The 24,967-nt window shown below is 71.8% G+C and carries 14 protein-coding genes; 11 read left to right on the top strand and 3 right to left on the bottom strand.

The window, feature by feature from the left end:
• The first annotated feature begins 470 nt into the window (after positions 1–470).
• On the top strand, positions 471–1,715 hold the full coding sequence (locus ACH4TG_RS21480; RefSeq protein WP_398243993.1) for a DUF4192 domain-containing protein: 1,245 nt from the start codon (positions 471–473) through the stop codon (positions 1,713–1,715).
• Here the strand turns inward: ACH4TG_RS21480 and ACH4TG_RS21475 are convergent.
• Positions 1,627–2,937: an alpha/beta fold hydrolase gene (locus tag ACH4TG_RS21475; RefSeq protein ID WP_398243992.1), complete on the bottom strand. Its 1,311-nt coding sequence runs from the start codon at positions 2,935–2,937 to the stop codon at positions 1,627–1,629. The genes ACH4TG_RS21480 and ACH4TG_RS21475 overlap by 89 nt on opposite strands.
• 221 nt (positions 2,938–3,158) lie before the next feature.
• On the opposite strand from ACH4TG_RS21475, the gene ACH4TG_RS21470 reads away from it, so the two are divergent.
• From ACH4TG_RS21470 to ACH4TG_RS21450, 5 genes are all read left to right on the top strand, one after another.
• Positions 3,159–3,893, top strand: coding sequence for an NUDIX domain-containing protein (locus ACH4TG_RS21470; protein ID WP_398243991.1), 735 nt, complete (start codon positions 3,159–3,161; stop codon positions 3,891–3,893).
• A 52-nt stretch (positions 3,894–3,945) separates the two neighbouring features.
• Positions 3,946–5,763, top strand: a complete 1,818-nt coding sequence (locus tag ACH4TG_RS21465) for an ATP-binding cassette domain-containing protein (RefSeq protein ID WP_398243990.1) — start codon at positions 3,946–3,948, stop codon at positions 5,761–5,763.
• Positions 5,764–5,869: 106 nt separating this feature from the next.
• Entirely contained in the window at positions 5,870–6,787 is a 918-nt protein-coding gene (locus ACH4TG_RS21460) for a FadR/GntR family transcriptional regulator (protein ID WP_398243989.1), read from the top strand.
• Positions 6,788–7,040: 253 nt separating this feature from the next.
• Positions 7,041–8,609: an RNA polymerase sigma factor gene (locus ACH4TG_RS21455; protein ID WP_398243988.1), complete on the top strand. Its 1,569-nt coding sequence runs from the start codon at positions 7,041–7,043 to the stop codon at positions 8,607–8,609.
• 144 nt (positions 8,610–8,753) lie between these two features.
• The gene (locus ACH4TG_RS21450) at positions 8,754–9,608 is read left to right on the top strand and encodes a S1 family peptidase (protein ID WP_398243987.1); all 855 of its coding nucleotides are present in this window, start codon (positions 8,754–8,756) and stop codon (positions 9,606–9,608) included.
• Positions 9,609–9,817: 209 nt separating this feature from the next.
• Here the strand turns inward: ACH4TG_RS21450 and ACH4TG_RS21445 are convergent, their stop codons facing one another.
• Entirely contained in the window at positions 9,818–10,048 is a 231-nt protein-coding gene (locus tag ACH4TG_RS21445) for a hypothetical protein (RefSeq protein WP_398243986.1), read from the bottom strand.
• A 442-nt stretch (positions 10,049–10,490) separates the two neighbouring features.
• On the opposite strand from ACH4TG_RS21445, the gene ACH4TG_RS21440 reads away from it, so the two are divergent.
• The 5 genes from ACH4TG_RS21440 (at position 10,491) to ACH4TG_RS21420 (ending at position 23,665) form a co-directional block, all read left to right on the top strand.
• A complete protein-coding gene (locus ACH4TG_RS21440) occupies positions 10,491–12,611 on the top strand; it encodes a type IIA DNA topoisomerase subunit B (RefSeq protein ID WP_398243985.1) in 2,121 nt (706 codons plus the stop codon).
• 260 nt (positions 12,612–12,871) lie between these two features.
• Complete coding sequence (locus ACH4TG_RS21435) at positions 12,872–14,245, top strand: DUF1254 domain-containing protein (RefSeq protein ID WP_398243984.1); 1,374 nt, start codon at positions 12,872–12,874, stop codon at positions 14,243–14,245.
• 229 nt (positions 14,246–14,474) lie between these two features.
• Positions 14,475–17,054: a S8 family serine peptidase gene (locus tag ACH4TG_RS21430; RefSeq protein ID WP_398243983.1), complete on the top strand. Its 2,580-nt coding sequence runs from the start codon at positions 14,475–14,477 to the stop codon at positions 17,052–17,054.
• Positions 17,051–19,990: an FG-GAP-like repeat-containing protein gene (locus ACH4TG_RS21425; RefSeq protein WP_398243982.1), complete on the top strand. Its 2,940-nt coding sequence runs from the start codon at positions 17,051–17,053 to the stop codon at positions 19,988–19,990. The genes ACH4TG_RS21430 and ACH4TG_RS21425 overlap by 4 nt, the downstream gene beginning before the upstream one ends.
• A gap of 225 nt (positions 19,991–20,215) precedes the next feature.
• On the top strand, positions 20,216–23,665 hold the full coding sequence (locus ACH4TG_RS21420; RefSeq protein ID WP_398243981.1) for an ATP-binding protein: 3,450 nt from the start codon (positions 20,216–20,218) through the stop codon (positions 23,663–23,665).
• A gap of 137 nt (positions 23,666–23,802) precedes the next feature.
• On the opposite strand, the gene ACH4TG_RS21415 is transcribed toward ACH4TG_RS21420, so the two are convergent.
• Entirely contained in the window at positions 23,803–24,834 is a 1,032-nt protein-coding gene (locus tag ACH4TG_RS21415; protein WP_398244066.1) for a DUF1214 domain-containing protein, read from the bottom strand.
• Between the last annotated feature and the right edge of the window lie 133 nt (positions 24,835–24,967).

The raw sequence follows: 24,967 nt of genomic DNA, 5'->3' as shown, positions 1-24,967 counted from the left end.
GGTGGGATCGAGGCTCCGCAGCGGGACGGGCCGCCGAGGCAGGCGGCACTTCCGCGGCGCACCGAACTTCCGTGGCGGGCCCGGCTTCCGCGAACCGCACCGGTTCGATGGCCTGCGCGGACTCGGCGCGACGTTTTCGCCGGTGCCGCCCGGCTCGCCCAGCCACTCGGGCCCGTTCGGGGATGAGGTCCACCCGTACGACGACCGCGACGGCGGCGTCGCACACCACCTGGTCGGCCAGCCCGAGTGGCCGGCAGGCATGTAGGTAACGCGGGCGCGTTCCACTGACGCTCCGGCAGGCGGCTCTGATCGATGACGTGATGTGTTCGCTCATGCACGCCATGCAACCAGATCGCGCCGACGCTCCGTCAGCCTCGCCCGCCAGTCTGTGGATAACTCGATGTCGACGTTATCCACAGGCATTGGGGGGAGCCTGGTGCGGAGCGTGTGCCATGCGTCATCGTCGAGTCATGACACACAGCAACCAAACCCAACACGGACAGTCACCGCGGGCGTCCGAAGAAGTCAAGATCACGCTGCGCGGCCCTGGCGAACTCGCCGACGCTCTGCCGTATCTGATGGGATTCCATCCCAACGACAGCATCGTCCTCGTCGCGCTGCACGGTGAGCACGGCAGGTTCGGCGGCCGGGTCCGCCTCGGCCTGCCGCACGACCCCGGCGAATGGCCCGAGGCCGCCGGGCAGCTCGCCGACTGCCTCGTGAAGAACAGCACGCGGCGCGGTGCGCCACCGGACGCCGTCGTCGTCTTCGTCTGCCAGGACCCGGGCGACGACGAGAGCGCCACGGACGTGATGGAGAAGCTGCGCCCGCTCGTGCAGCGGCTGCGGCTGGCGTGCGGTGCGCTGGAGGTGCCGGTCGTGGAGGCCCTGTGCGTGTCGGCCGGGCGATGGTGGTCCTACCTCACGCCCGAGACCGCGCCCTCGCCGCCCGACGGCGCCGCGCTGCCCCAGCCCGGCAGCACCACCATGGCGGCCACGGTCGCCTACCTGGGCCTGCCCTCGCCCAGTTCGCTGCGCGACCTGGAGTCGCGGCTGAAGCCGGTCGAACCGCGCGACCGCGAACACGAGATCGCCCTCGACACCGCCTCCGCGGACCTCGTCCCCCGCATGCTCATCGACAGCGCCACGTGCGACGACATCAGGAACCGCACCCTGACCCTCGCCCGCACCGCGATGGAACGGCTCCGCAAGGCACCCGCGATCGCCGACGCGGCACGTGCCGACCGGCGCGACGACAGGCTGCTCGCGGACGACGAGGCGGCCCAGATCATCCTGGGTCTCCAGGACCGCGACACCCGCGACCGCGCCGCTGAGTGGATGGAGCCCGCCCAGGCCGACGCGGCGCTGCGGCTGTGGCGCGCGCTGGCCCGCCGCTGCGCGGGCACCTACGCCGAGCACGCCGCGGCGCCGCTCACCCTGGTCGGATGGGTCGCCTGGTCGTCCGGCGACGAAGCCGAGGCCCGCGCCGCTCTCGGGCTGGCGCTGGACCTCGAACCCACCTACACCTTCGCCCGGTTGCTCCACCACGCCGTGAACGCCGGACTGGACCCGGAGCTGCTGCGCAGCTCCCTGCGGCGGGAGCGCCGCCGCAGGGTCATCGCCGCGGCTAAAGCTCGCCGCGGACCAGACGGATCAGCCGGTCGAGCACCTGGCCGCCACTCACCCGGAGGCCGTCGTGCTCGTACTCGTCGGTGACCCAGGTCCGCAGCCCGCGGACCGCCCGCGCGGTGGCGAGGGAGTCGGCGGTCTCGACGTACATGTCGTCGTGGTAAATGGCCGCCGCCGCCGGGACCTCGTTGCGGGCCAGGCGCGCCGCGTCATAGAGGTCGGGCCACTCCTCGTGCTGGGCCAGCAGCTCCGCGGTCTCGCGCAGCGGCTGAAGCGCCGGATCCGTGGCGAACATCCACGGGTGGATCGTCTCGCCGGTGAAGAGCACGGGCCTGCCGTCGGCCACCGCGGCGCCGGCGTCGAACTGCGGGAACTCGGCGCGCACCCGCTCGGCCGCCCACCCGGTGCCGGCGGAGGAGACGGACAGCTGGCCGTAGATGGCCTCGTGCATCACCGCGTAGAGGGGGTTGCCCACGAAGGACACGTGGCCCTGCACCTGGGAGAGGAACGCGTCGGAGAGCCGGGGCCCGGACGGCGTCATGGTGAAGGCGTCCTCGATCAGATAGTGCAGGGTGTGCGATCCGCTGCCGGAGCCGAGCATCAGGCCGACGGCCTGGAACGCCTCCGGGGTGAGCAGACCGCCGCCGGGCAGGGTCACGTCCCTGGCCGACAGGTGCCGCACGATCTCCTGGACGGCCGCCACGTCCTGTGGGTAACGGGCGTAGTGGGCCAGGTTCTTGCGCTCGATCCGCGGATAGGCCGCGCGGTAGACGTCGTCGGCGCTGCTGCGCAGCCCGGGCAGACCGCCGGTGATCAGCACCTCGCGCAGTCCTTCGGGTGCGAAGGACAGGTAGGTGAGGGAGCAGAAGCCGCCGAAGCTCTGGCCCAGCAGGCTCCATCGCCCCTCGTCGCCGAGCAGGCTGCGCCGGACGACCTCGCAGTCGCGCACGATGGAGTCGGCCCGGAAGTGCGCCAGATAGCGGGCCTGGGCCGCCGCGTCGCCGCGGGCGGGAAGGGTCTGGCGGGTGGCCGGCGTGGAGCGGCCGGTGCCGCGCTGGTCCAGGAGGAGCACGCGGTAGTCGTCCAGCGCCCGGGTCAGCCAGCTGTCCCGGCCCAGCGGGCGCGGCGACCTGCCGCCGGGGCCGCCCTGCAGATACAGCAGCCAGGGCAGCCGGTCGCGCTCCTTGCCCGCCGCGACGACCTCCCGCGCATAGACCTCGATCTGCTCGCCGCCGGGCTCCGCGTGGTCCAGGGGGACGGCGAAAGTGTGGTCGGTGATGACGGTGCCGGGCTGGCGGTGGACTGCCATGGGTGGTCTCTCCCGAGGTGCGGGGCGGTGCTGGGCGGTACCGGGAGCAGCAGCTCCCGTGGACGAACGGTAGACGGGAGGTTCGGCGTCCGCTCGGCGGGGTGCTCACCCGGATGCGGTACACGCCGGGGGCGGGCGCCGCGGGGGAATTCGGTCCGACCTGATCGCGAACAGGTGCTGATCCAGCTGATTATCGTCAGGCAGACGACTAAGATCGCGGCATGTCGCCCTACGACCCGTCGGCCTTCCCGCCGTTTGCCGTCACCGTCGATCTGGTCGTTCTCACGGTCCGGCACCACGCGCTGTGCGCGTTGTCCGTGCGCCGTGGCGAGCCGCCCTTCCAGGGGCGGTGGGCACTGCCCGGCGGATTCGTGCGGGCCGACGAGGATCTTTCGCAGGCGGCGGCGAGAGAGCTCGCGGAGGAGACGGGGCTGCGGGCCCAGAGCGGCGCGCACCTGGAGCAGCTGGCGACCTACGGCGACCCCCAGCGCGACCCGCGGATGCGGGTGGTCAGCGTCGCCCACCTGGTCCTGGCCCCGGACCTGCCGGCCCCCCGGGCGGGCGGCGACGCGCGCAGCGCCCGCTGGGCCCCGGTGGACACCCTGCTCGCCGAGAACGGGCAGGACCATGTCGGGGACGCGGCACCGCTCGCCTTCGACCACGGCAGGATCCTCGCGGACGGCGTGGAGCGGGCCCGCTCGAAGATCGAGTACTCGTCGCTGGCCACCGCGTTCTGCCCGCCCGAGTTCACGGTGGGTGAGCTGCGCCGGGTCTACGAGGCGGTGTGGGGGGTGGCGCTGGATCCGCGCAACTTCCACCGGAAGGTGACCGGCACGGTCGGCTTCCTGGTTCCCACCGGAGGGACGACCACCCGTCAGGGCGGTCGGCCGGCCCAGCTGTTCAGGGCCGGAGGGGCGACGCTGCTCAATCCGCCCATGCTGCGGCCAGAGGTCTGACGCTCGCCGAATCTTGTCCGTTTTCTGATGTTTTGAGCGTTATGGTGCTGGAGTGATCCAGGCCATCGGATTGACCAGCATGTCCCGTCGCGGCGCGCGGCCGGCGGTCGCCGACCTGTCGTTCGAGGTCAGACGGGGCGAGGTGACGGGCCTGCTCGGTGCTGCCGGGGCGGGCAAGTCCACGGCGCTGCGGCTGCTGCTGGGTGTCGAGGCCGGCCGGGGCGCGACCCTGGTCGACGGCAGGCCCCTGCAGGAACTGGCGCACCCGGCGCGGGAGATCGGCGCGCTGATCGGCGACGTCCCGGCGCACCCGAGGCGTTCGGCCCGCGGCCACCTGCGCATGCTCTGCCCCGCCTTCGGGGTGCCGCTGTCCCGCGCGGACGAGGTGCTGCAGGTCGTCGGCCTCGACCCGGTCGCCGACGAGCGGATCGGCTCCTACTCGCTGGGCATGGACCGGCGGCTGGGATTCGCCGTCGCGCTCCTGACGCGCCCGCGCGTCCTGGTCCTCGACGACCCGGTCCGTGAACTCCCGCCCCGGGAAGCCGCCTGGGTGCACGAACTGGCTCGCCGCCACGCGTCCGGGGGCGGTGCCGTGCTGATGACCAGCCGGGACAGCCGCGCCCTGGCCCGCACCGCCGACCACGTGATCGCGCTCGACCGCGGGCGGCTGGCGGCCGACGAGCCGGCCGAGCAGTTCGCCCGCACCCGGCTGCGTCCCTATGTGGCCGTCCGCTCTCCCTACGCCCAGCGGCTGGGCGAACTGCTGTCGGGGGAAGGCGCGGAGGTGGTGGCGAGCAGCGGCAGCAGGATCGCGGTCTTCGGCTCGTCCTCGGCGGCCGTCGGGGAGACCGCCTACCGCAACGGCATCCTGCTGCACCAGCTCGCCGACAGGACCGCCGACGGAGCCGCGGGACCCGAGGCCGCGGCGGTCCTGGCCGAAGAACCGGTCGCCGAACCGGACGAGGCGCCCGCCAGGCCCGGCCTGCTCCGCCGGCTCGCCACCCGGCCGCCCCGGCCACCGCGCAGGGCCGGCCACCGCGAAGGCCCGGCCAAGGCCTTCGGCTACGAGATGCGGCGGGGCTTCGGGGTGCGCACGCCCTGGCTGGCCGCGGGGGTCGCACTCGCCTGCTCGGCCGCCGGCACCCTGCTCACGGCCCGCTACGGCGGCCCGCCGCAGACGCCGCTGCGGCAGCTCTCCGGCTGGTCCACGGAACTCCCGCTGCCCGCGGCCGCCATCGGAGCGGGCGGCCTGGGCGCGCTCACCTACGGCCAGGAGTACCTGTACCCGGCGCTGGCCCCCGGCTACGGGCCGGAGACGCGCAGCCCTCGGCTGCTGGCGGCCAAGCTCGCGTTCAGCGGGGCCGCCGCGCTTGTGCTGGCCGCCCTCGCCGCCGTACTGGACCTGGTGCTGCTGCGCACCTCCTTCGCCCACGGCCACGTGCCGGACGTGCTCGGCTCGCCCCTCGTGCTCGGCGGCTGGGCGGCCCTGGCGGTCGGCTGCGCCTGGGCCGGCGTCCTCGCGGGCGCGGTCTTCCGCACCACCGCACTGGGAGTGGCGGCGGTGCTCGCCGTGCCGCTGCTGGCCGTACCGGCCGTGCGGGCGCTGCTCGGTGAGGGGACGGCCCGGGAACTCCTGGAGGCCGGGGGTGCGTTGTGGTCGGTGGTCAGCGGCGTCCCGCAGGGCGAGGGAAGCACCGTCGAGGTCGCGCTGCGGTTCGTCAGCCAACCGCTCGTCCTGGCGCTGGGGTTGTCGCTGACCGTGCTCCTGGGCGCGTACATGGCCAGTGCGTTGCTCGGCAGGCGCCGTGCCCGCCGCTCAACTCCCTTGCCCGACAGCGCAGCTGCCCCGCTTACCAGCAAGAAGGGATGATTCCTCCGGAAAAGGACGTCAATGATCAGGTGATGAGCGCTCACCCTTTCGTGTGCTTTTCAGCAAAGCCCTCAAGGCCCGCTCCGGCATGGCCGACAAAGGATGCGTGAGTACCCTTGCGCATTCCATGATGACCGCGGCTCGCTCCGCTGATTCCGGCATCGCCGGTCCGGGCGAGCTGGACCGATATCCGTACGCCGACGCCCCCGGCGCCGAACGCCCCGGACCGGGCCCGGCCTGGGAAGGCGTGGAGCCGGACATGAGCCGGGTCGGCCGCCGCGCGGGCGGCAGCCGCGGCCGGGGACTGCACGGCCAACTCGTCCAGCAGCTCGGCCAGATGATCGTCTCCGGCGACCTCGGCGCCGACCGGCCGCTGGTGCCCGAGGAGATCGGCCAGCGCTTCGAGGTCTCCCGCACCGTGGTGCGCGAGTCGCTGCGCGTCCTGGAGGCCAAAGGACTGGTCAGTGCCCGGCCCAACGTCGGCACCCGGGTCCGCCCGGTCAGCGACTGGAACCTCCTCGACCCCGACATCATCGAGTGGCGGGCCTTCGGGCCGCAGCGCGAGGAGCAGCGTCGCGAGCTCCAGGAGCTGCGCTGGACCATCGAGCCGCTGGCCGCACGGCTGGCCGCGGGCCACGGCCGCGAGGACATCCAGCAGCGGCTGGCCGACATGGCCGAGATCATGGCCCACGCCGCCGCCCAGGGCGACGCGCTCACCTGCACCCGCGCGGACTCCGAGTTCCACACCCTGCTGCTCCAGGTCGCCGGCAACAAGATGCTGGAGCACCTGTCCGGCATCGTCTCCTCGGCGCTGCACGTCTCCGGAGGCTCGGTCTCCGGCTGCGAGCGCTCCGGGGACGCCGCGATCGGGCTGCACCACCGCATCGTCGACGCCCTCGCCGAGGGGGACGGCGGCACGGCCGAGGCGGCGATGCGCGATCTGCTCGCCGTCCCGTCCGCCCGCCCGGCCCCCGGCGCCTCCGGAGGCGCGGACCACGTGGTCCCCGCGCCGCGCGAGCACTGATCGCGTCACGGCCGCCGCGGGTCCCGCACCGCCGGGACCGGCGGCGGCCCCATGCGTGGCAGATGCCCGGCTTTGCTGCATCACGGTGCGATTTGGGGTGTGACTCGGGCCACGTAAGCTGGGCGTAACGCTTGGCGAAGCAGTGCGATGACTTAAGAGGTGGCGGCCGCACGAGGCATACCCGGCGTCCGGTTCGACGCTGAGTCGCCGCACGGTTCCACCGAGTCGTTCCCATCGTTCCGAGAGGTTGTTCGTGTCGGCCAGCACATCCCGTACGCTCCCGTCCGAGATCGCCGAATCCGAGTCTCTGATGGCGCTCATCGAGCAGGGTAAGGCCCAGGGCCAGATCGCCGGCGACGACGTGCGTCGGGCGTTCGAAGCGGACCAGATTCCGGCAACCCAGTGGAAGAACGTTCTGCGCAGCCTCAACCAGGTCCTCGACGAGGAGGGTGTGACGCTGATGGTGACAGCCGCTGAGGCGCCCAAGCGCACCCGCAAGAGCGTCGCAGCCAAGAGCCCGGCGAAGCGTACTGCCACCAAGACGGTCGCCACCAAGGCGACCCCTGCCAAGAAGACCGTAGTGCCGACGGCTCCCGCCCCCGAGGTGGTGGCCGAGGCCGAGACCACGGTGGAGCCATCGGTGGAGGCGGAAACCCCAGCCAAGAAGGCACCCGCGAAGAAGACCGCCGCCAAGAAGACGGCTGCCAAGAAGGCCCCCGCGAAGAAGGTGGCGGCGAAGAAGACCGCCGCCGCTCCCGGCGAGGACGAGGCAGTCGAGGCGGAGGACCTGCTCGAGGACGCCGCGCCCGGCAAGGGCGGAGACGACGACACGGAGAAGACCGAGTCCGAGAGCTTCGTGCTCTCCGACGACGACGAGGACGACGCGCCTGCCCAGCAGGTCGCCGTCGCCGGCGCCACGGCCGACCCGGTCAAGGACTACCTCAAGCAGATCGGCAAGGTCCCGCTGCTCAACGCCGAGCAGGAGGTCGAGCTGGCCAAACGCATCGAGGCCGGTCTGTTCGCCGAGGACAAGCTCGCGGCGGCCGACAAGCTCGCTCCCAAGCTCAAGCGCGAGCTGGAGATCATCGCCGAGGACGGCCGCTGGGCCAAGAACCACCTGCTGGAGGCCAACCTCCGCCTCGTGGTCTCGCTGGCCAAGCGCTACACCGGCCGCGGCATGCTCTTCCTCGACCTGATCCAGGAGGGGAACCTGGGTCTGATCCGTGCGGTCGAGAAGTTCGACTACACCAAGGGCTTCAAGTTCTCCACGTACGCCACCTGGTGGATCCGGCAGGCGATCACGCGTGCCATGGCCGACCAGGCGCGCACCATCCGCATCCCCGTCCACATGGTCGAGGTCATCAACAAGCTGGCCCGCGTCCAGCGCCAGATGCTCCAGGACCTGGGCCGCGAGCCCACCCCGGAGGAGCTGGCCAAGGAACTCGACATGACCCCCGAGAAGGTCATCGAGGTCCAGAAGTACGGCCGCGAGCCCATCTCGCTGCACACCCCGCTGGGCGAGGACGGCGACAGCGAGTTCGGTGACCTGATCGAGGACTCCGAGGCGGTCGTGCCCGCCGACGCGGTGAGCTTCACGCTTCTGCAGGAGCAGCTGCACTCGGTGCTGGACACCCTGTCCGAGCGCGAGGCCGGCGTCGTCTCCATGCGGTTCGGCCTCACCGACGGCCAGCCCAAGACCCTGGACGAGATCGGCAAGGTCTACGGCGTGACCCGCGAGCGGATCCGCCAGATCGAGTCGAAGACGATGTCGAAGCTGCGTCACCCGTCGCGCTCGCAGGTCCTGCGCGACTACCTCGACTGACCGGACGCACCGTCACGACAGCGGTCACCGCGGATGCCCGGCCGGGTGGAGAACCGGCCGGGCATTCGCCTGCCTGCGGATGCGGCCTCCGAACGTATCGATGACTCTGGGTATCCCGAGAGATCCACAGAGTCAGGAGGCCCTATGCGTTCCGTTGTCCGTGCCGTGCTGCGCTGCCGAGTCGTCGTCGCCGGCGTGGTGGCCCTGCTGCCCGCCCTTGCCATACCCATGGCCGCCCCCGCCACCCCCGCCTCGGCGAACGGGGTCGTGGTGGGCGGCTCCCCGACCTCCACCGACCAGCAGCCGTGGGTGGTCGCCCTCGGCAGCAGGTCCCGGTTCGGCGCAAGCCGCTCCGGGCAGTTCTGCGGCGGCGTGGCCGTCGGACCGCACACCGTGGTGACCGCGGCCCACTGCTTCAGCACGGAGGCACTCGGGGTCAGCGACTGGCGGCAGCTGCCGGACCTCCGCCTCATCGTCGGGCGCACCGACCTGTCCAGCACGACCGGCGAGGAGATGCCGCTGGCCGGAGTCTGGGTCAATCCCGCCTTCGACCCCGCGACGAACGCGGGGGACGTCGCGGTGGTCACTCTGGGGCACTCGCTGCCCGCCGGGGCGGCCCTCCCGATGGCCCAGCCGTCGGACACCGCCGACTACGCGCCGGGCACCCAGGCCCAGGTGTACGGCTGGGGGGACACGACCGGCCGCGGTGACTACGCGACCTCGCTGCGTAGCGCGCCGGTCTCGATCTTCGCGGACACGACCTGTGAGAAGGCGTATCCGGGGGGTGGTGACGGCACCTTCGACCACACCACCATGCTGTGCGCGGGCGCGCAGGGCGGGGGCAAGGACGCCTGTCAGGGGGACAGCGGCGGACCGCTGGTGGTGGCCGGCCGGCTGGTCGGCCTGGTCTCGTGGGGCAACGGCTGTGCCCTTGCCGACTACCCGGGGGTGTACACGCGGATCTCCGTGGTGGCCGCGCTCGTCGCGCAGCACATGTGACGAGAGGTCACGAGTCGTGACCTGAGGTCACGCATCCATCGATCGCAGCTCTACGGCCGGCCGCCCTACGGCAGGGCCGTTGCGGCCCCACGGCAGTGCCATCACAGCGCCGGGCCATCGCAGCACCGGTCCGGAGAGACGCCTGCGGGCGGACACCCCCTGAAGGGGTCCATCCGCCCGCGGGTCCGAACTCGTCGCTGTGCGATGTGTCAGCGCTCTTCTTCTCCCGCACTTGCCGGGGTGTCGGTGAGCCTGCCGGTCTCATCCTGTATTTCCGCTGCGATCTTCTTGAGTTCAGGCCCGAACTTGCGGCCGTGATGGGCGCAGAACAGCAGCTCTCCGCCGCTGATGAGGACGACACGCAGGTAAGCCTGAGCGCCGCACCTGTCACAGCGGTCGGCCGCCGTCAGCGGGTTCGCGGGGGTCAGAACAGTAGTCACGTCGCCTCTTCTCTAGCTCGACGAGGGGTCGTACCAGGGTCAACATCCAACCAGGCCGAAAACGTTCCCGCTCACGGCTTTTCCTTGGAACCGACTTCGGAGTGACTGGGTGTTACCGATTGGCGGCGAATAGGAGTCAGTTGCGTTAGATGTCGCTTATTGAGCTGTTGTCCCTTTCGTCCCGGCTGGCTGTCGGGTTGTTGGAGAGGACGTGCCCGGAGCCTAAATGGTTCATGCCTCTTTGGGAACGTGACATGTGTATCACTCGTGCGAGTTATCGAACGCCTGCTCGATAAGAGTTAGGATGGGCAGTCCGGATGCCGGGTCGCGGCACAGCCCCCATGCCCGGCATCGGTACCCTCGTCACCGAAACACGGCGGTCGTCCCCGACGACTGCCGCGGTTGACGAATGTCACACCATCTGGAACGAGGAGCTGCCCGCGTGACCGCCGAAACATCCGTGCCGTCCACCGCGCTGCTGGCGGGTGCAGACCGCGACGGCTCCAATTACACCGCGCGGCACCTGCTGGTCCTCGAAGGCCTCGAAGCCGTCCGCAAGCGCCCCGGCATGTACATCGGCTCCACCGACAGTCGCGGTCTGATGCACTGCGTGTGGGAGATCATCGACAACTCCGTCGACGAGGCCCTGGCCGGCCACGGCGACCGGATCGAGGTGATCCTCCACGACGACGGCTCGGTCGAGGTCCGCGACCACGGCCGCGGCATCCCGGTCGACGTCGAGCCGAAGACCGGCCTGTCCGGCGTCGAGGTCGTCATGACCAAGCTGCACGCCGGCGGCAAGTTCGGCGGCGGCTCCTACGCGGCCTCCGGCGGCCTGCACGGCGTCGGCGCGTCCGTGGTCAACGCCCTCTCCTCCCGCCTCGACGTCGAGGTGGACCGCGGCGGCCACACCCACGCCGTCAGCTTCCGGCGCGGCGTCCCCGGCATCTTCAACGAGTCCGGGCCCGAGGCGCCGTTCGACCCCAGCGGCGGCCTCACCAAGGTCAAGAAGGTCCCCCGCACCCGCACCGGCACCCGCGTTCGCTACTGGGCGGACCGGCAGATCTTCCTCAAGGACGCCAAGCTCTCCCTGGAGACCCTCCACCAGCGCGCCCGGCAGACGGCCTTCCTGGTGCCCGGCCTGACCATCGTGGTGCGCGACGAGCGCGGCATCGAGTCCGAGAAGCCCGTCGAGGAGGTCTTCCACTTCGACGGCGGCATCAGCGAGTTCTGCGAGTACCTCGCGCCGGACAAGCCGATCTGCGACGTGCTGCGGCTGACCGGCAGCGGCACCTTCAAGGAGACCGTGCCCGTCCTCGACGACCTGGGGCACATGACGCCCACCGAGGTCACCCGCGAACTCGGCGTGGACATCGCGCTGCGCTGGGGCACCGGCTACGACACCACGACGCGCTCCTTCGTCAACATCATCGCCACCCCCAAGGGCGGCACCCATGTCACCGGCTTCGAGCGGTCGGTGACCCGCACGGTGAACGAAGTACTGCGCGCCACCAAGCTGTTGCGCGTCGCCGAGGACGACATCGTCAAGGACGACGCCATGGAGGGCCTGACGGCTGTCGTCACCGTCCGGCTGGCCGAGCCGCAGTTCGAGGGCCAGACCAAGGAGGTGCTCGGCACCTCCGCGGCGAACCGGATCGTGGCCGCGGTGGTGGCCAAGGAGCTGAAGGAGTTCCTGACCTCCACCAAGCGCGACACCAAGGCGCAGGCGCGCGCCGTGCTGGACAAGACCGTGGCCGCCGCCCGGACCCGCATCGCCGCCCGCCAGCACAAGGAGGCGCAGCGCCGCAAGACCGCGCTGGAGACCTCCTCGCTGCCCGCGAAGCTGGCCGACTGCCGCAGCGACGACGTGGACCGCAGCGAACTGTTCATCGTCGAGGGCGACTCGGCCCTCGGCACCGCCAAGCTCGCGCGCAACTCCGAGTTCCAGGCGCTGCTGCCGATCCGCGGCAAGATCCTCAACGTCCAGAAGTCGTCCGTCTCCGACATGCTGAAGAACGCCGAGTGCGGCGCGATCATCCAGGTCATAGGAGCCGGGTCCGGCCGGACCTTCGACATCGACCAGGCGCGGTACGGCAAGGTGATCTTCCTCGCCGACGCCGATGTCGACGGCGCCCACATCCGCTGCCTGCTGCTCACCCTCTTCCAGCGCTACATGCGCCCCATGGTCGAGGAGGGCCGGGTCTTCTCCGCGGTGCCCCCGCTGCACCGCATCGAGCTGATCCAGCCCAAGAAGGGCCAGGACAAGTACGTGTACACCTACTCCGACAGCGAGCTGCACCAGACGCTGCTGGACCTCCAGCGCCGCAACGTGCGCTACAAGGACTCCATCCAGCGGTACAAGGGCCTCGGCGAGATGGACGCCAACCAGCTGGCCGAGACGACGATGGACCCCCGCCACCGCACCCTGCGCCGCATCAACATCAGCGACCTGGAGGCCGCCGAGCAGGCCTTCGACCTCCTGATGGGCAACGAGGTCGCCCCCCGCAAGGAGTTCATCACCAACTCCGCCGGCACGCTGGACCGATCGAAGATCGACGTCTGACCTGCGGCGATGCGAGCGGACCGCCCGGGTGACCCCTGGCGGTCCGCGAGCAGTGCGCAGCCCCGCTGACTGTCGACGGCGGCCCGAGTCCGCTCCTCGGAGTCCGGCTGCAGGTGGATGGGGTATGGCCGCCTTCTCGCAGGCAGCGGGCTGGCTCCACGGTGGGGTGCGTTCCTCTCGGCCCAACATGAATAGCCGCTGTTCCTGCGCTTGCCTAGCGTGTGATGCGTCGGCGGAGCAGGTTGAGGGAAGGGGCGGCCATGGCGTCGTCGGAGACCGCGGGGCCTGTGGCGCACACTCGGATGCCGGAGGCGTTCGTGCGGGCGGTGGGCCGGTTCGCCTACGTGTGGGGCTGGCCGATGGTGTCGATGATCAACCGGCGCACGGCCCTCACGTCGGTCCCCGAGCCGGGGCTGCGGGGTGGGGTGCTGCCGATCGCCCCGCTGGGACGGGTGTGCATGCTGACCGACTACATCCCCGCCGGGCAGCGGTTCGTGGCCTGCACCAACCAGGACGTCCTGTACGGCTTCGGGTTCGGCAGTCTGGACGACCAGCCCGCCGTGTTCCAGATCCCCGACTTCGGCGACCGGTTCTGGGTGGCCGCAGCCTGGGACCACCGCACCGACTCGTTCGCGCGGCTGGGCAAGCAGTACGGTACCGAGCCCGGCTTCTACGCCCTGGTCGGCCCGAACTGGACGGGCGACCTGCCCGACGGCATCACCGGCTCGTTCCGCTCCTCGACGGCCCTGGCGGCCTTCTGCCCTCGCGTCTTCATCCAGGACACGCCCGAGGACCGGGCGAAGGTCATGGAGCTGCTGCCCTACGTGACGGTCTACCCGCTGGACGAGTTCGACGGGACGATGAAGTCCGACGACTGGGCGAACGTGCCGACCTTCCCCGCCCCCGCCGGCGCGTCCGGGGGAGAGGTCCACTGGGTCGATCCGGCGAAGTTCTTCGACCAGCTGCCCGAGGTCTTGGACACCGTGCCGCCGCTGCCGGGCGAGGAGGCGCTGTACCAGCAGTTCCGCGCGCTGCTCGCCGCCGCGGACACCTGGCAGGACGTCAAGCAGACGCTGGTCGACGTCGCCCACGAAGCAGAGAGGGAACTCATCACCCCGCTGCTGCGCTGGGAGTTCAACGGCCCCGCAGCCGGGAACAACTGGTTCTCGCCGAGGAACAACTCCGCGTTCGGTACCGACTACCTCACCCGCACCGCGCTCGCCCGCTCCAACATGTTCGAGAACGCACCGCAGGAGACGAAGTACCTGTTCACCGACACCGACATCGACGGCGCCCAGCTCGACGGCCGCCACGCCTACCAGGTGCGGTTCCCCGCGGGTCAACTACCGCCCGTGAACGGGTTCTTCTCGCTGACCCTGTACAACAAGCACCATTTCTACTTCGAGAACGACCTGGGCCGGTACTCGCTGGGCACGAAGAACCCCGACCTGGTCTACGGCGCGGACGGGTCGCTCACCTTGTATGCCGGCAATGTCAGGCCCGACGAGGCACCAGCGAGCAACTGGCTCCCCGCCCCACCCGACGACTTCTCCCTCTACATTCGCGCCTACTGGCCCCAGCAGGCCATCCTCGACACCACCTGGACCCCGCCCCGCATCGAGCGCAACGGCTGATCTTCTGGGCACTCCGGGCGGCGAGCCCTACGGAGCCGCCTCAAGACCCGTCCCATCGTCCGCATCGACCCAGGTGGCGACCGCCGTGCGGCCTTCTGCCGTTGCCGCCCCTGCCTGCACGACGGCCGGGCCGGTTCGGCCGTGTCCCTCCCGCGGGCCGGTAATGGCCCAGTAACGGCCCTCTCCTAGCGTCCGTGCTCTCCCTCACCGTCTCAGGAGGAGCACCCGGATGCACCTTCCCCGCCATCTCCGGCGCAGATCCGCCGTGTGGGCGGCGGCCGCGCTCTCGTCGGCCGTTCTGCTGACCGGTCCGCTGCCCACCGCGGCTGCCGACAGCACTCCGTCACCCAAGATCGACTCCACTCTGCTCGACGCCGTGAAGGGCGGCGGTGAAGCGTCGTTCTTCGTCGTCCTCAAGGGCCAGGCCGACCTGTCCGCCGCCCGCGGCAGGACGTCGCACGCCGCCAAGGCAAAAGCGGCCTATGACCAGTTGCGGACCACGGCCGAGGACGGCCAGCGCTCGCTGAACGCGTTCCTCGACAAGAAGAAGGTCGGGCACCGGGACTTCTGGATCGCCAACGCCGTCTACGTCACCGGCGGCCAGACGCTCGTCGACGCACTCGCCCAGCGTTCGGACGTCGCCAGGATCGTCAAGGAGCAGACGTACAAGCTCGACGACCTGGAGAGCCAGACCAGGAACGTCGAGACGCAGGACGCGACGAAGTCCGCGGTCAAGGCGGCCACCCAGACGGCCGCGGCCGCGGCCGGCGACGGCACCCCCGAATGGGGCGTCGCCGACATCGAGGCCGACAAGGTCTGGAACGAGTACGACGACCGGGGCGAGGGCATCGTCGTCGCCAACGTCGACTCCGGTGTCCAGTACGACCACCCGGACCTGGTGGCGAACTACCGCGGCAACAACGGCGACGGTTCCTTCACCCACGACTACAACTGGTTCGACGCGACGGGCCAGTGCCCGACGGCCGCGCCGTGCGACAACAACGGCCACGGCACCCACACCATGGGCACCATGGTCGGCAGGGGCGGCGTCGGTGTCGCTCCCGGTGCGACCTGGATCGCCGCCAAGGGCTGCGAGTCGAGCTCCTGCTCGGACGCCTCGCTGCTGGCGGCCGGCCAGTGGATCCTCGCCCCGACCGACCACAACGGGCAGAACCCGCGCCCCGACCTCGCGCCGAACATCGTCAACAACTCCTGGGGCGGCGGCGACACGACGTTCTACCAGGACATCGTGGAGGCGTGGAACGCGGCCGGTATCTTCGAGGCGTTCGCCGCGGGCAACGACGGTGACGGCACCACCTGCTCCACCACGCACGCCCCGGGCTCGCAGGCCCCGGCCTACGGCGTGGGTGCCTACGACTCCTCGGGCAAGATCGCCTCGTTCTCCGGCTTCGGCCCGTCCCTGGTCGACGGCTCGCAGAAGCCGAACATCTCGGCACCCGGCGTCGACGTCCGCTCGACGTGGCCGGGCAACACGTACAACACCATCTCGGGGACGTCGATGGCGACACCGCACGTCGCCGGCGCTGTCGCCCTGCTGTGGTCGGCCGCCCCCTCCCTGGTCGGCAACATCGACGCCACCCGCCAGCTGCTCAACGAGGGCGCGCGCGATGTCGACGACACGCACTGCGGCGGCACCGCGGCCTCCAACGACGTCTGGGGCGAGGGCAAGCTCGACATCTACGACTCCGTGGAGAAGGCGCCCCACACCGCTGCAACGGTGACCGGTACGGTCACCGACTCCGCCACCGGCGCCGCCCTGTCCGGCGTCACCGTGCAGGCGGCCGACGCCGCGGGCAACACCCGCACCGTCAAGACCGTGGCCGGCGCCTACCGGCTGACCCTGCCGGCCGGCACGTACTCCTTCACGCTGAGCGGCTACGGCTACGCGCCGCAGACCGTCACCGGCATCACCGTCACCACGGACGAGGCCCTCACCCGTGACTTCGCGCTCGACGCCGTGACCTCGCACAAGGTCACCGGCACCGTCCTCGACGTGCAGGGCCGTCCGCTGGCCAAGGCCACCGTGTCCGTCGACGGGTCACCGGTCGCGCCCGTCACCACCGACACCAGCGGCGCCTTCACGCTGCCCGCCGTCGCCGACGGCAGCTACACCCTGTCCGTGACGCCGGCCGCCCCGGTGCTGTGCAACGGCGTGTACCGCGGCTCCCTCACCGTCAGCGGCGACGAGACCGAGCGGATCAAGCTGCCGGCGCTGACCGACGCATCGGGCAACTCCTGCACCCCGGCGGCGTATTCGTGGATCAAGGGCACCACGAGCGTGGCGCTCTCCGGTGACGAGGACGCCACCACGATCAGCCTCCCCTTCGCGGTGAACCTGTACGGCGTCTCCTACACCAGCGCCTCGATCACCACGAACGGCCTGATCAACTTCCTGGAGCCGCGCATCGGGGACTACGCCAACACCCCGCTGCCGACCGCCGCCCGCCCCAACGGTGTCGTCGCCGTCCTGTGGGACGACCTCGTCCTGGACAAGAAGTCCAGCGTCCAGACGGCCACCACCGGAGCGAAGGGCAACCGGCAGTTCGCGGTGGTGTGGACCAACGCCGCCTACGCCGCGCAGTCCGGCGCACGCGCCACCTTCGAGGCGGTCTTCGACGAGGCCACCGGCTCCGTGACGCTCCAGTACAAGAGCGTCGACGACCGTGGCGCGAGCGCGACCGTGGGTATCGAGAACCAGGCCGGCACCGACGGTCTCCAGTACGAGTTCAACCAGGCGGTCATCACCGCCGGTTCGGCCGTCCACTTCGCGCAGGGAGACCACGCATGAGAGCCCATTCCCCGCGGGGCGCCCTGCGGCTCGCCTCGATGCTGGCCGTCGCCGGCCTCGCCCTCACCGCGTCCCCGCACGCGCTGGCGGCCGGCACGGACGCGTCGGCCATGAAGCTGACCAGTGCCCAGGGCAAGGCGCTGGCGGACCGCCTGCAGACCGAGCTCCACGGCGACGCCGCTGCCGACGGCGCCGGTAGCGGCACCGCCACCGGCTCCGGCACCAGCGGTGACACCGCCACCGGAACGCCGGCCCCGTCCACCTCCGGCGCCTCCGGCGGCACCTCGACCGACACCGTCCAGCCGATCACCACGACCAGGACCTCCACGATCGAGGGCGTGCGGGGCTTCGCCGCCACCGTCCCCGTCGGCAACAAGAAGGGGGACTACTTCACCCTGCACGGCCTCGGCCACGTCGCGCGCAGCGCCGCCGACGGCACGCCGCAGTGGAGCCGCGACGTCGCCTCCCTGATGGCCGACTGGAAGGTCAAGCACCTTCGCCCGTGGGACACCGAGTTCTACCCGCCGCTCCTGATGATGGGCTACAACGCGGTCAGCCCCTTCACCCCGTCCTCCGGCCAGGGGTACGACACCGGGGACCTCACCGGTGACGGCGTCCCCGACATCGCCTTCTCGGCGAGCCTCGGCATGGTCCCGCCGGCCGGGGTCGTCCTTCCCGGCACGACGTTGACCAAGGGCACGATCGTGACCGTCCTGGACGGCGCCACCGGCAAGACCCTCTACTCCAAGGTGTACGCCTTCGCGTCGCTGGTGAAGATCGTCGACGGCGCACTGCTCGTCGGTGACGCGCCCTCGCAGAACGGCTCGGCCGCCGCGACCGGAACGACGCGGCTGACCGGGACCCGCTTCTCGTACGCGGACGGCGCGCTCACCGAGTCGAGCACCTGGACGTACGACACCGGCACGACCGCGGGCTCCAACTGGGCGTCCGCCCAGGACCTCGGCGGCGGCCGGACCGCCGTCTCCTGGAACCTGGCGAAGACCGCCACCAGCGCCTCCCGGGGCCGCACCGTCGTCCTCGACACGAACGACGGCTCGGTGCGGTGGCAGACCGACAGCTCCCTGTACAGCCGCCAGCTGCGGCTGGACACCGGCCGGGGCCGACTGGTGGCCGTGGAACAGTCCGACATCACTGACGGCGTGCGGTACGAGGTCGCCGGCTACGACCTGGCCGACGGCCGCCGCACCACGCTGGCCGACCGCGTCAACGTGCTGCCCACCGCCTTCACGGTCGGCGACCTGTCCGGCGACCCCGCCGACGAGTACGTGGTCAGCGAGTCCTCGCTCACGGACAACCTGTTCGTGAACGCGAGCACGATCCGGGTCCTGGACGGCGACGACCCGCAGACCGCGCTCTGGCAGTACACGACCAAACGGGCCGCGGACAACGGGCATGACGGTCCCAGCACCTGGCGGCTCGACGTCGTCGGCAACAAGCTGGTCGCCGCGGGACAGGACGACACGGACATCGGCACGGCCGTGAACACCAGCGGCCGGTACGGGTCGCTGACCGTGTTCAACGCCAAGGGCAAGGTGGCGTGGCGGACCGCGGGAGCCACCGCCTCGCCCGTCTTCGACGACGTCTACAAGGACAGTGACGGTCTGCACATCCGGACGGTCGACGCGGACCAGAACGTCCGCACGTACGACCTCGCAGGCGGCACCCAGCAGCGGTTGACGCCGCTGCAGGGCGACATGGCGTACGCGCAGCTGGTCGACGTGGACGGCGACAAGAAGCCCGATCTCGTCGAGGGCGGCCAGTCGAGCGGCGTGTGGGCCTACTCGGGCACCTCGCTGGTCGGTGGCACGCCGAAGATGCTGTGGCACGCCACCCTGCCCGGCGCGGTGCACCGCATCGAGGTCGCGGACGTCACCGGCGACAAGACCCCGGAGATCGTCGTCGCCGCGGACAGCGCGGTCGTCGTGCTCGACTCGCGGACCGGCGCGATCCTGCGCACGATCGACGGCGGCGGCCAGTACGTCCGCTCGGTCGTGCTCGCCGACGTCGACGGCGACGGCAAGAAGGAGATCCTCGTCCCCACCGACGCCCTGCGCGTCTACAAGGGCAACGGCAAGGCGCTGTGGACGTACGCGGCGCCGGCGAGCGCCGGCAGCGTGTACTTCGCCGACCCCTCGGTGAACGACGGCAAGGTGTACACGCAGTACGGCAGCGCCGGTGCCATCGCTGTCACGAATCCCGTCGTCAGGGCCGTCCAGCTGGACGGTGCCACCGGCACCCTGGGCTGGGAGGCGACGCCGACCGCTCCGGCGGACGCCCAGGACGGCATCCGCGGCGCGCTCCTGGACCACGCGGTCTACGCCTCGGCGAACACCCCCTACGCCGACGGGCACGCCGTGGCCTACACCTGGGTCGCCTGGACGCCCATCCACACCACCAGCGGCGTCCTGATGTCCCCGAGCAACGTCGTGGAGATCCGCGACGGCCGCACCGGGGAGCTGCTGCACAGCGCGGTGTCGGGTGGCCTGTGGACCCACGGCGGCTACTTCGACGGCGACGGGGTGCTCATGCAGGCCGGAACCGGGTCGGCCTACTCCTACGGCCCCGGCGGTGCGGACACGCGGACGCTGTTCCTCCCGCCGACCCACACCGCGGGCTGGATCACCGGGCCCGGCGGGCAGAAGGTCGGCATCACCGGATCCGAGGGCGGCGCCTACCTGTGGGATCCCGCCACGTTCGTCAGCGACGGGATGCACTCGAACTACGTCGGCAAGACCGCGACCGAAGGGGGCTCCCGCAACTACGTCGCCGGTGACCTCGACGGGGACGGCGTGGACGAGATCGTCATGCTCAACTTCGACGACCGCGGTGTGAACGAGACGGCCGAACTGATCGGGGGTGGCTACCTGATCTCGAACCAGAGCATCCACGAGGTGTCGACGTACAAGCTCTCCTGAGCCGCAACACCTGCGTGTCCCTCGGGACGCGCCCGACGCCGACGCCGATGCCGGGGCCCGGGCCCCGGCATCGGGCGGCCGGAACACGCGGATTCCCTGACGGCGGAGGGGGCCGCCAGGGCGCCGGCGTGCACCGCCGGCCGCCGAGCGTCCGGACGTCCGTGCCGCGGCCGTCCGGACGCTCACGGCGCGCCCCGTTCGCCCTCGATTACAGTGGGCGCCCTCATGGACGCGCGGCACACCACGGATGGCGACACACCCCGTCCGCCCGTGCTGCGGCTGTACCTTTTCAGCGGTTTTCGTGTCGTACGCGACAGTGGGCCGGCGCTCCCCGAACGGTGGCCGCGTCCCAGCGCCCGGGCCCTGGTGAAGCTGCTCGCCGTCGTCCCCGGACACGAGCTCCACCGCGAGCAGGCGATGGACATCTGCTGGCCCGACGCCGATCCGCAGGCCGCGGCCGGCAGCCTGCGGGTCGCCCTGCACGCGGCCCGCCGCGCCCTCGAACCCGAACTCCCTCCGCGCGCCGCCTCCTCCTACCTGGTCTCCGACGGGGTGATGCTGCGGCTCGACCCCGCCACCGTGTGGATCGACACCGACCACGCCGAGACGGCGGCACGCGACGCGCTGGCCTCCGGCGAGCCGGCTGTGCTGGCCGCCGCCCTCGCGGAGTTCCGCGGCGAGTTGCTGCCGGAGGACCGGTACGCCACCTGGGCGCAGACCCGCAGGGACGGCCTGGCCCGGCTGCGCGAGGAGCTGCTGCTCGGTCTTGCCGCCGCCCACCTGGGGCGGGGCGCCGTGCAGGAGGCGGCCGCGGTCGCCGAGCAGGTGCTGGCGGACAGCCCGGCCGAGGAACTCGCCCACCGCGTGCTCATCGACGCGTACATCCGGCAGGGGCTGCGGCGGCGCGCGGTACGCCAGTACCACGTGTGCCGGGAGGCGCTGGACGCCGAACTCGGGGTCCGGCCCGGACCGGAGACGGAGCGGCTGCACCGTGCAGCGCTCGCCGCCAGGCCGATGACGAGGGCCGCCGGGCCTGCGTCCGCCCCCGCGCTGCCGGCCGTCGCCCGGGGCCGGCTCGCAACGCCGCTGCGCGGCCGTGACGACATGCTGGCCGCACTGCTCGCCTCCGGAGGGCCCCCCGTGCGGCTGCTCACCGGCGAGGCGGGAGTCGGCAAGACACGGTTGGCGCGGGAGGTCGCACGACGAGCCGCCGGCTCCGCGCACGCCGTGCTCTGGGGCGGCGGACACGACGCGGAGGGCCACACCCCCTACGGGGCGTTCGCTGAGGCGCTCGACGGGTGGCTCGCCGGACGTGACACCGGCGAACGCGCCCTCGTCGGCGCCGAGCATCCCGAACTGGCCGCTTTCCTACCGGCGTTGGGGCGCGCCGGGGACGGCGTCGAGCGCAGCCCCGAGGAGGAGCGCGACCGGCTGTTCGGCGGTACCGCCGCCCTGCTCGACGAACTGGCGTCCGCCCACCCGGTGCTGCTGGTCCTCGACGATCTGCACGCCGCCGACGCCGGGTCGTTCCAGCTGCTGAGCCATCTCGCTCGCCGGTCGGCGGATGCCGGGACGAGTCTGCGTTTCCTGGTGACCTGCCGGGAGGAGGAGCTGCCCGAGGGCGACCCGCGCCGGACCGGGCTGGCCGCGCTGCTCCGCCAGGGACTCGCGGCGCGGACGGAGGTCGGTCGGCTGGACCGGGACGCGTGCCTGGCGGTCGCCACGGACGCCCTCGCGGGGAACGCCGGCGGCGAACCCGCGGCGGACGTCGGCCAGGACGTCGGCCAGGAAACGGGTCCCGAGGCGGTGGACGGCGCGGCGGGGACAGTGGACCGGCTCGCCCGGGTGTGGGAACTCTCCCTCGGCAACCCGTTGTTCGCCATCGAGCTGGCACGCGGGCTCACCCACCCGGAGCCGGGTTCCGGCGCCGTTGCACCCGACAGCGTGCGCCAGCTCGTGGCCGAGCGGCTCGGACGGCTCGACCAGGACACCCGGCGGGTCGTCGAGGCGCTGGCCGCGGCGGGTGGCGAGACCGCCCTGTCCGAACTCCTCGACGTGGCGGAGCACGGGCTGCACCCTCCGGTCGCCGGAGCGGCCGCCGCCGACGCGCTGGAACGGGCCATCGCCGTCTCGCTGGTGGAGGAGCGCCAGATCGTCGTGGACGGCCGGCCCGAGGCGGGGGTCGCCTTCCGCCATCCCGTCGTCCGCCTCACCTGCTACGACCGGCTGACGGCGGTGCGCCGCCGCCAGCTGCACGCCGCCTTCGCCCGGACCGTGCTGCGCCGCCGGCCCGACGCCGTCGACGAGCTGGCCTCGCACTTCACCCGCGCCGACGACCCGCGTGCGGCCGAGTACCTGCGCCGTGCGGCCGAGCGCGCCGCGGCCCTCTACGCCAACGACACCGCCGACCGCTACTACCGCGAACTCGTCGCCCGGCTCGACGTGGACGCCGCCCACGCCCGCCTTGCGCACAGCGAAGTCCTCGGCCGCATGGGCCAGTTCGCGGAGGCGACCGGGGTGCTGCGCCGTGCCCTCGCGGAGTTCGTACGCCGCGGCGACCACGACGACACGGTGCTCGCGGCCGCGCACCTCGCGGACAACCTGGCCAAGGCCGGGGCCATGGGGGAAGCCCGGGAGGTCCTGCGGTCCCACCCCGCCGGTGCCGGAACCTCGCCCGGCCCCGCCGCCCGCCACCACCTCGCCCTGTCGCTGATCCGGGGGATCCTGGGACGGTACGAGGAGGCGTACGCCTCGGCGCTGAGCGCGCTGGCGCCTGCCCGCCTGGTCCCGGGCCCGGCCGGCATGGCGTTCCAGGCCCGCAGTCACGTCGTGCAGGCCCGCAACCTGGCCCTGGCCGGCCGGTTCCGCGAAGCCCGCGAGGCCGCCGACCTGGCGCTGGGCCCGGCCGAGGCGTCGGGCGACCCGACCATGATCGTCGCGGTCATGTCGACACTGCGGGAGAACGCGCGTCGCGCCGGGCGGCTGCACGAGGCCGTCGCCTCCGGGGAACGCGCCCTCACCCTCGCCGAGCGGTCAGGGGACCCCACCGCCGCCGCGTTCGAGCGCGCCAATCTCGCCGAACTCCACATGCTGCTGGAGGAGTCCGGCGCCGCCGCGACCCTCGCGGTTGCGGCGGTGCGGGCCGCGGAGCCGCACGACGCCTGGTGCCTGCCGTACGCGCTGGCGACGCTGGCCCGGATCCGGCTGCGCGCCGGTGCCACCGCGGAGGCTGCGGACCTCCTCGACCGGGCCGCGTCCGCCGCCGCGGGGGCCCGGGACCGGCAGGCCGGCCAGGAGGTACGCGCGGGGCGTGCCGAACTCGCCCTGCGCATCGGTCGTCCTGGTGATGCGCTGGACGCTCTCAAGGGGGCCGAGGACGACGCGCCGGTCCTGGTCGCCTGGGGTGAACTGCTGTCGGGACGGGCCGGGTCCGCGGGCGACCGGGCCCTCGCCGAGGCGGCCAGGGCCGGCCGGACGGGTGAGCGGCTGACCGAGGTGGAGGCTCGCATCGTCGCCGGCGCGGCCCTGTTCAGGCTCGGCGAGCCCGACCGCGCGGAGGAGGTCCTGGCACAGGCCCGGGAACTCGCGGCCCACCTGCCCTACCCGGCGGGCCTGAGCCGTGTCGCGGTCGCACGGCGCCTCGCGGACGGCGGGGACCTCGACGGTCTCTGGTAGCCGCGCCCGTCGGGAGTCCCCGAACAGGCCTGCAGAGCCTCGTTCTCCGCCTCCATGGGCGCCGGTGTACATGAGGCGGTCACCGGAGAGCGCTCCGGCGGGGAACCGGGTCGGACGTCCCCGGGGGTGACCCGGTGTCAGCCGGTTTTGATGAGATCGTCCGGCTTCCAGGTCTGGTCGTAGAAGGCTGCTGCTGTGCCGTACAGGCGCAGGGCGATGACGAAGGCCCGGCCGGGGATGGTCTGGATGAAGGCGGAGTCGGCGACGGCGTCCGGCTTCCGGGGCGCGAACCAGATGTCGATCGACCCGTCGTCGTTCTTCGGGATGTCGTAGTAGCTGTTCGTGGACGGCAGAAGCTGCTCGGTCTCGGGCATCGTGCCGTCGGTGATGTTGTAGGCGGTCACCGCCCAGAAGAGGTCGGCCGGTGGGTCGGCCGGCAGGTGCATCCGGTAGGTGTGTGCGCCCTGCAGGAACTCACCGTCCGCGTCGCGGGCGGTGTAGGGGTACTTCGAGCCGGCGCCGGTGCTGTGGACGACCATCGCGGGGGCGGAGGAGTAGGCGTACTGGAAGAACCGGGAGCGGGCGTTGACGTCCAGGTAGCTGGCCTGCATCCACTCCGCGGTGCCGCCGCACCAGGCGACCTCCCACCGGCGGTCGTCGTAGTAGAGGTTTCGGTGGTCCTCGCGGCCGAGCTGGGCCAGAGCCAGGGTCGACTTCGGTGCGAACTCCAGGGCGCGGTCGAGCTGCTGTCGTTGCCACCCGTTCGGTGCGAACGGCTCGCCCTTGACGATCCCGATGGAGGCGAGCACGCCCCGCAGTTCGGGCTCGATGGCGCTCACGGGCTCGTAGTCGACGAACTCCTTGAGTTTGGTCCAGTAGGAGAAGTCCGTGGGGTACATCATGTTCACCCGCACCCCGCTGGCGTTCGGGAACTCCATTGCGGGGACGCTCTTCTCCTCCTCCCACAACGGGTGGATCCGGGTCCGCTCGGCGGTCGCCGCGCCGACCGAGGGGTCCGGGCGGCCGTCGCCCTGGCCCATGACCGTGCGGAAGAACAGGAAGACGTTGAAGGTGCGGGAGCTGAAGGTGAAGTACCCGTCCGGCACGTGGCCGTCGTAGCCCGGTGGCAGCAGCAGGTAGAGGCCCCCGCGGGTCCGGTCGGGGCCGATCGCGCCGACATCGGGTCGGCACCCAGGTGCGGCTGTCCATCCGGTCCTTCCACACGGGCAGGACGTGGTAGCCCTCGCCGAACTGGTCCTGCGAACCGTCCCGCATCCCGATCACGTTCAGCGCGGGGAGCAT

Origin of the sequence: Streptomyces sp. NPDC020917 (assembly GCF_044333795.1) — a bacterium.
In the GTDB taxonomy this organism is placed as follows: domain Bacteria; phylum Actinomycetota; class Actinomycetes; order Streptomycetales; family Streptomycetaceae; genus Actinacidiphila.
The sequence above is the reverse complement of the archived record's forward strand: the minus strand, read 5'-3'. Positions and strand labels throughout refer to the sequence as shown.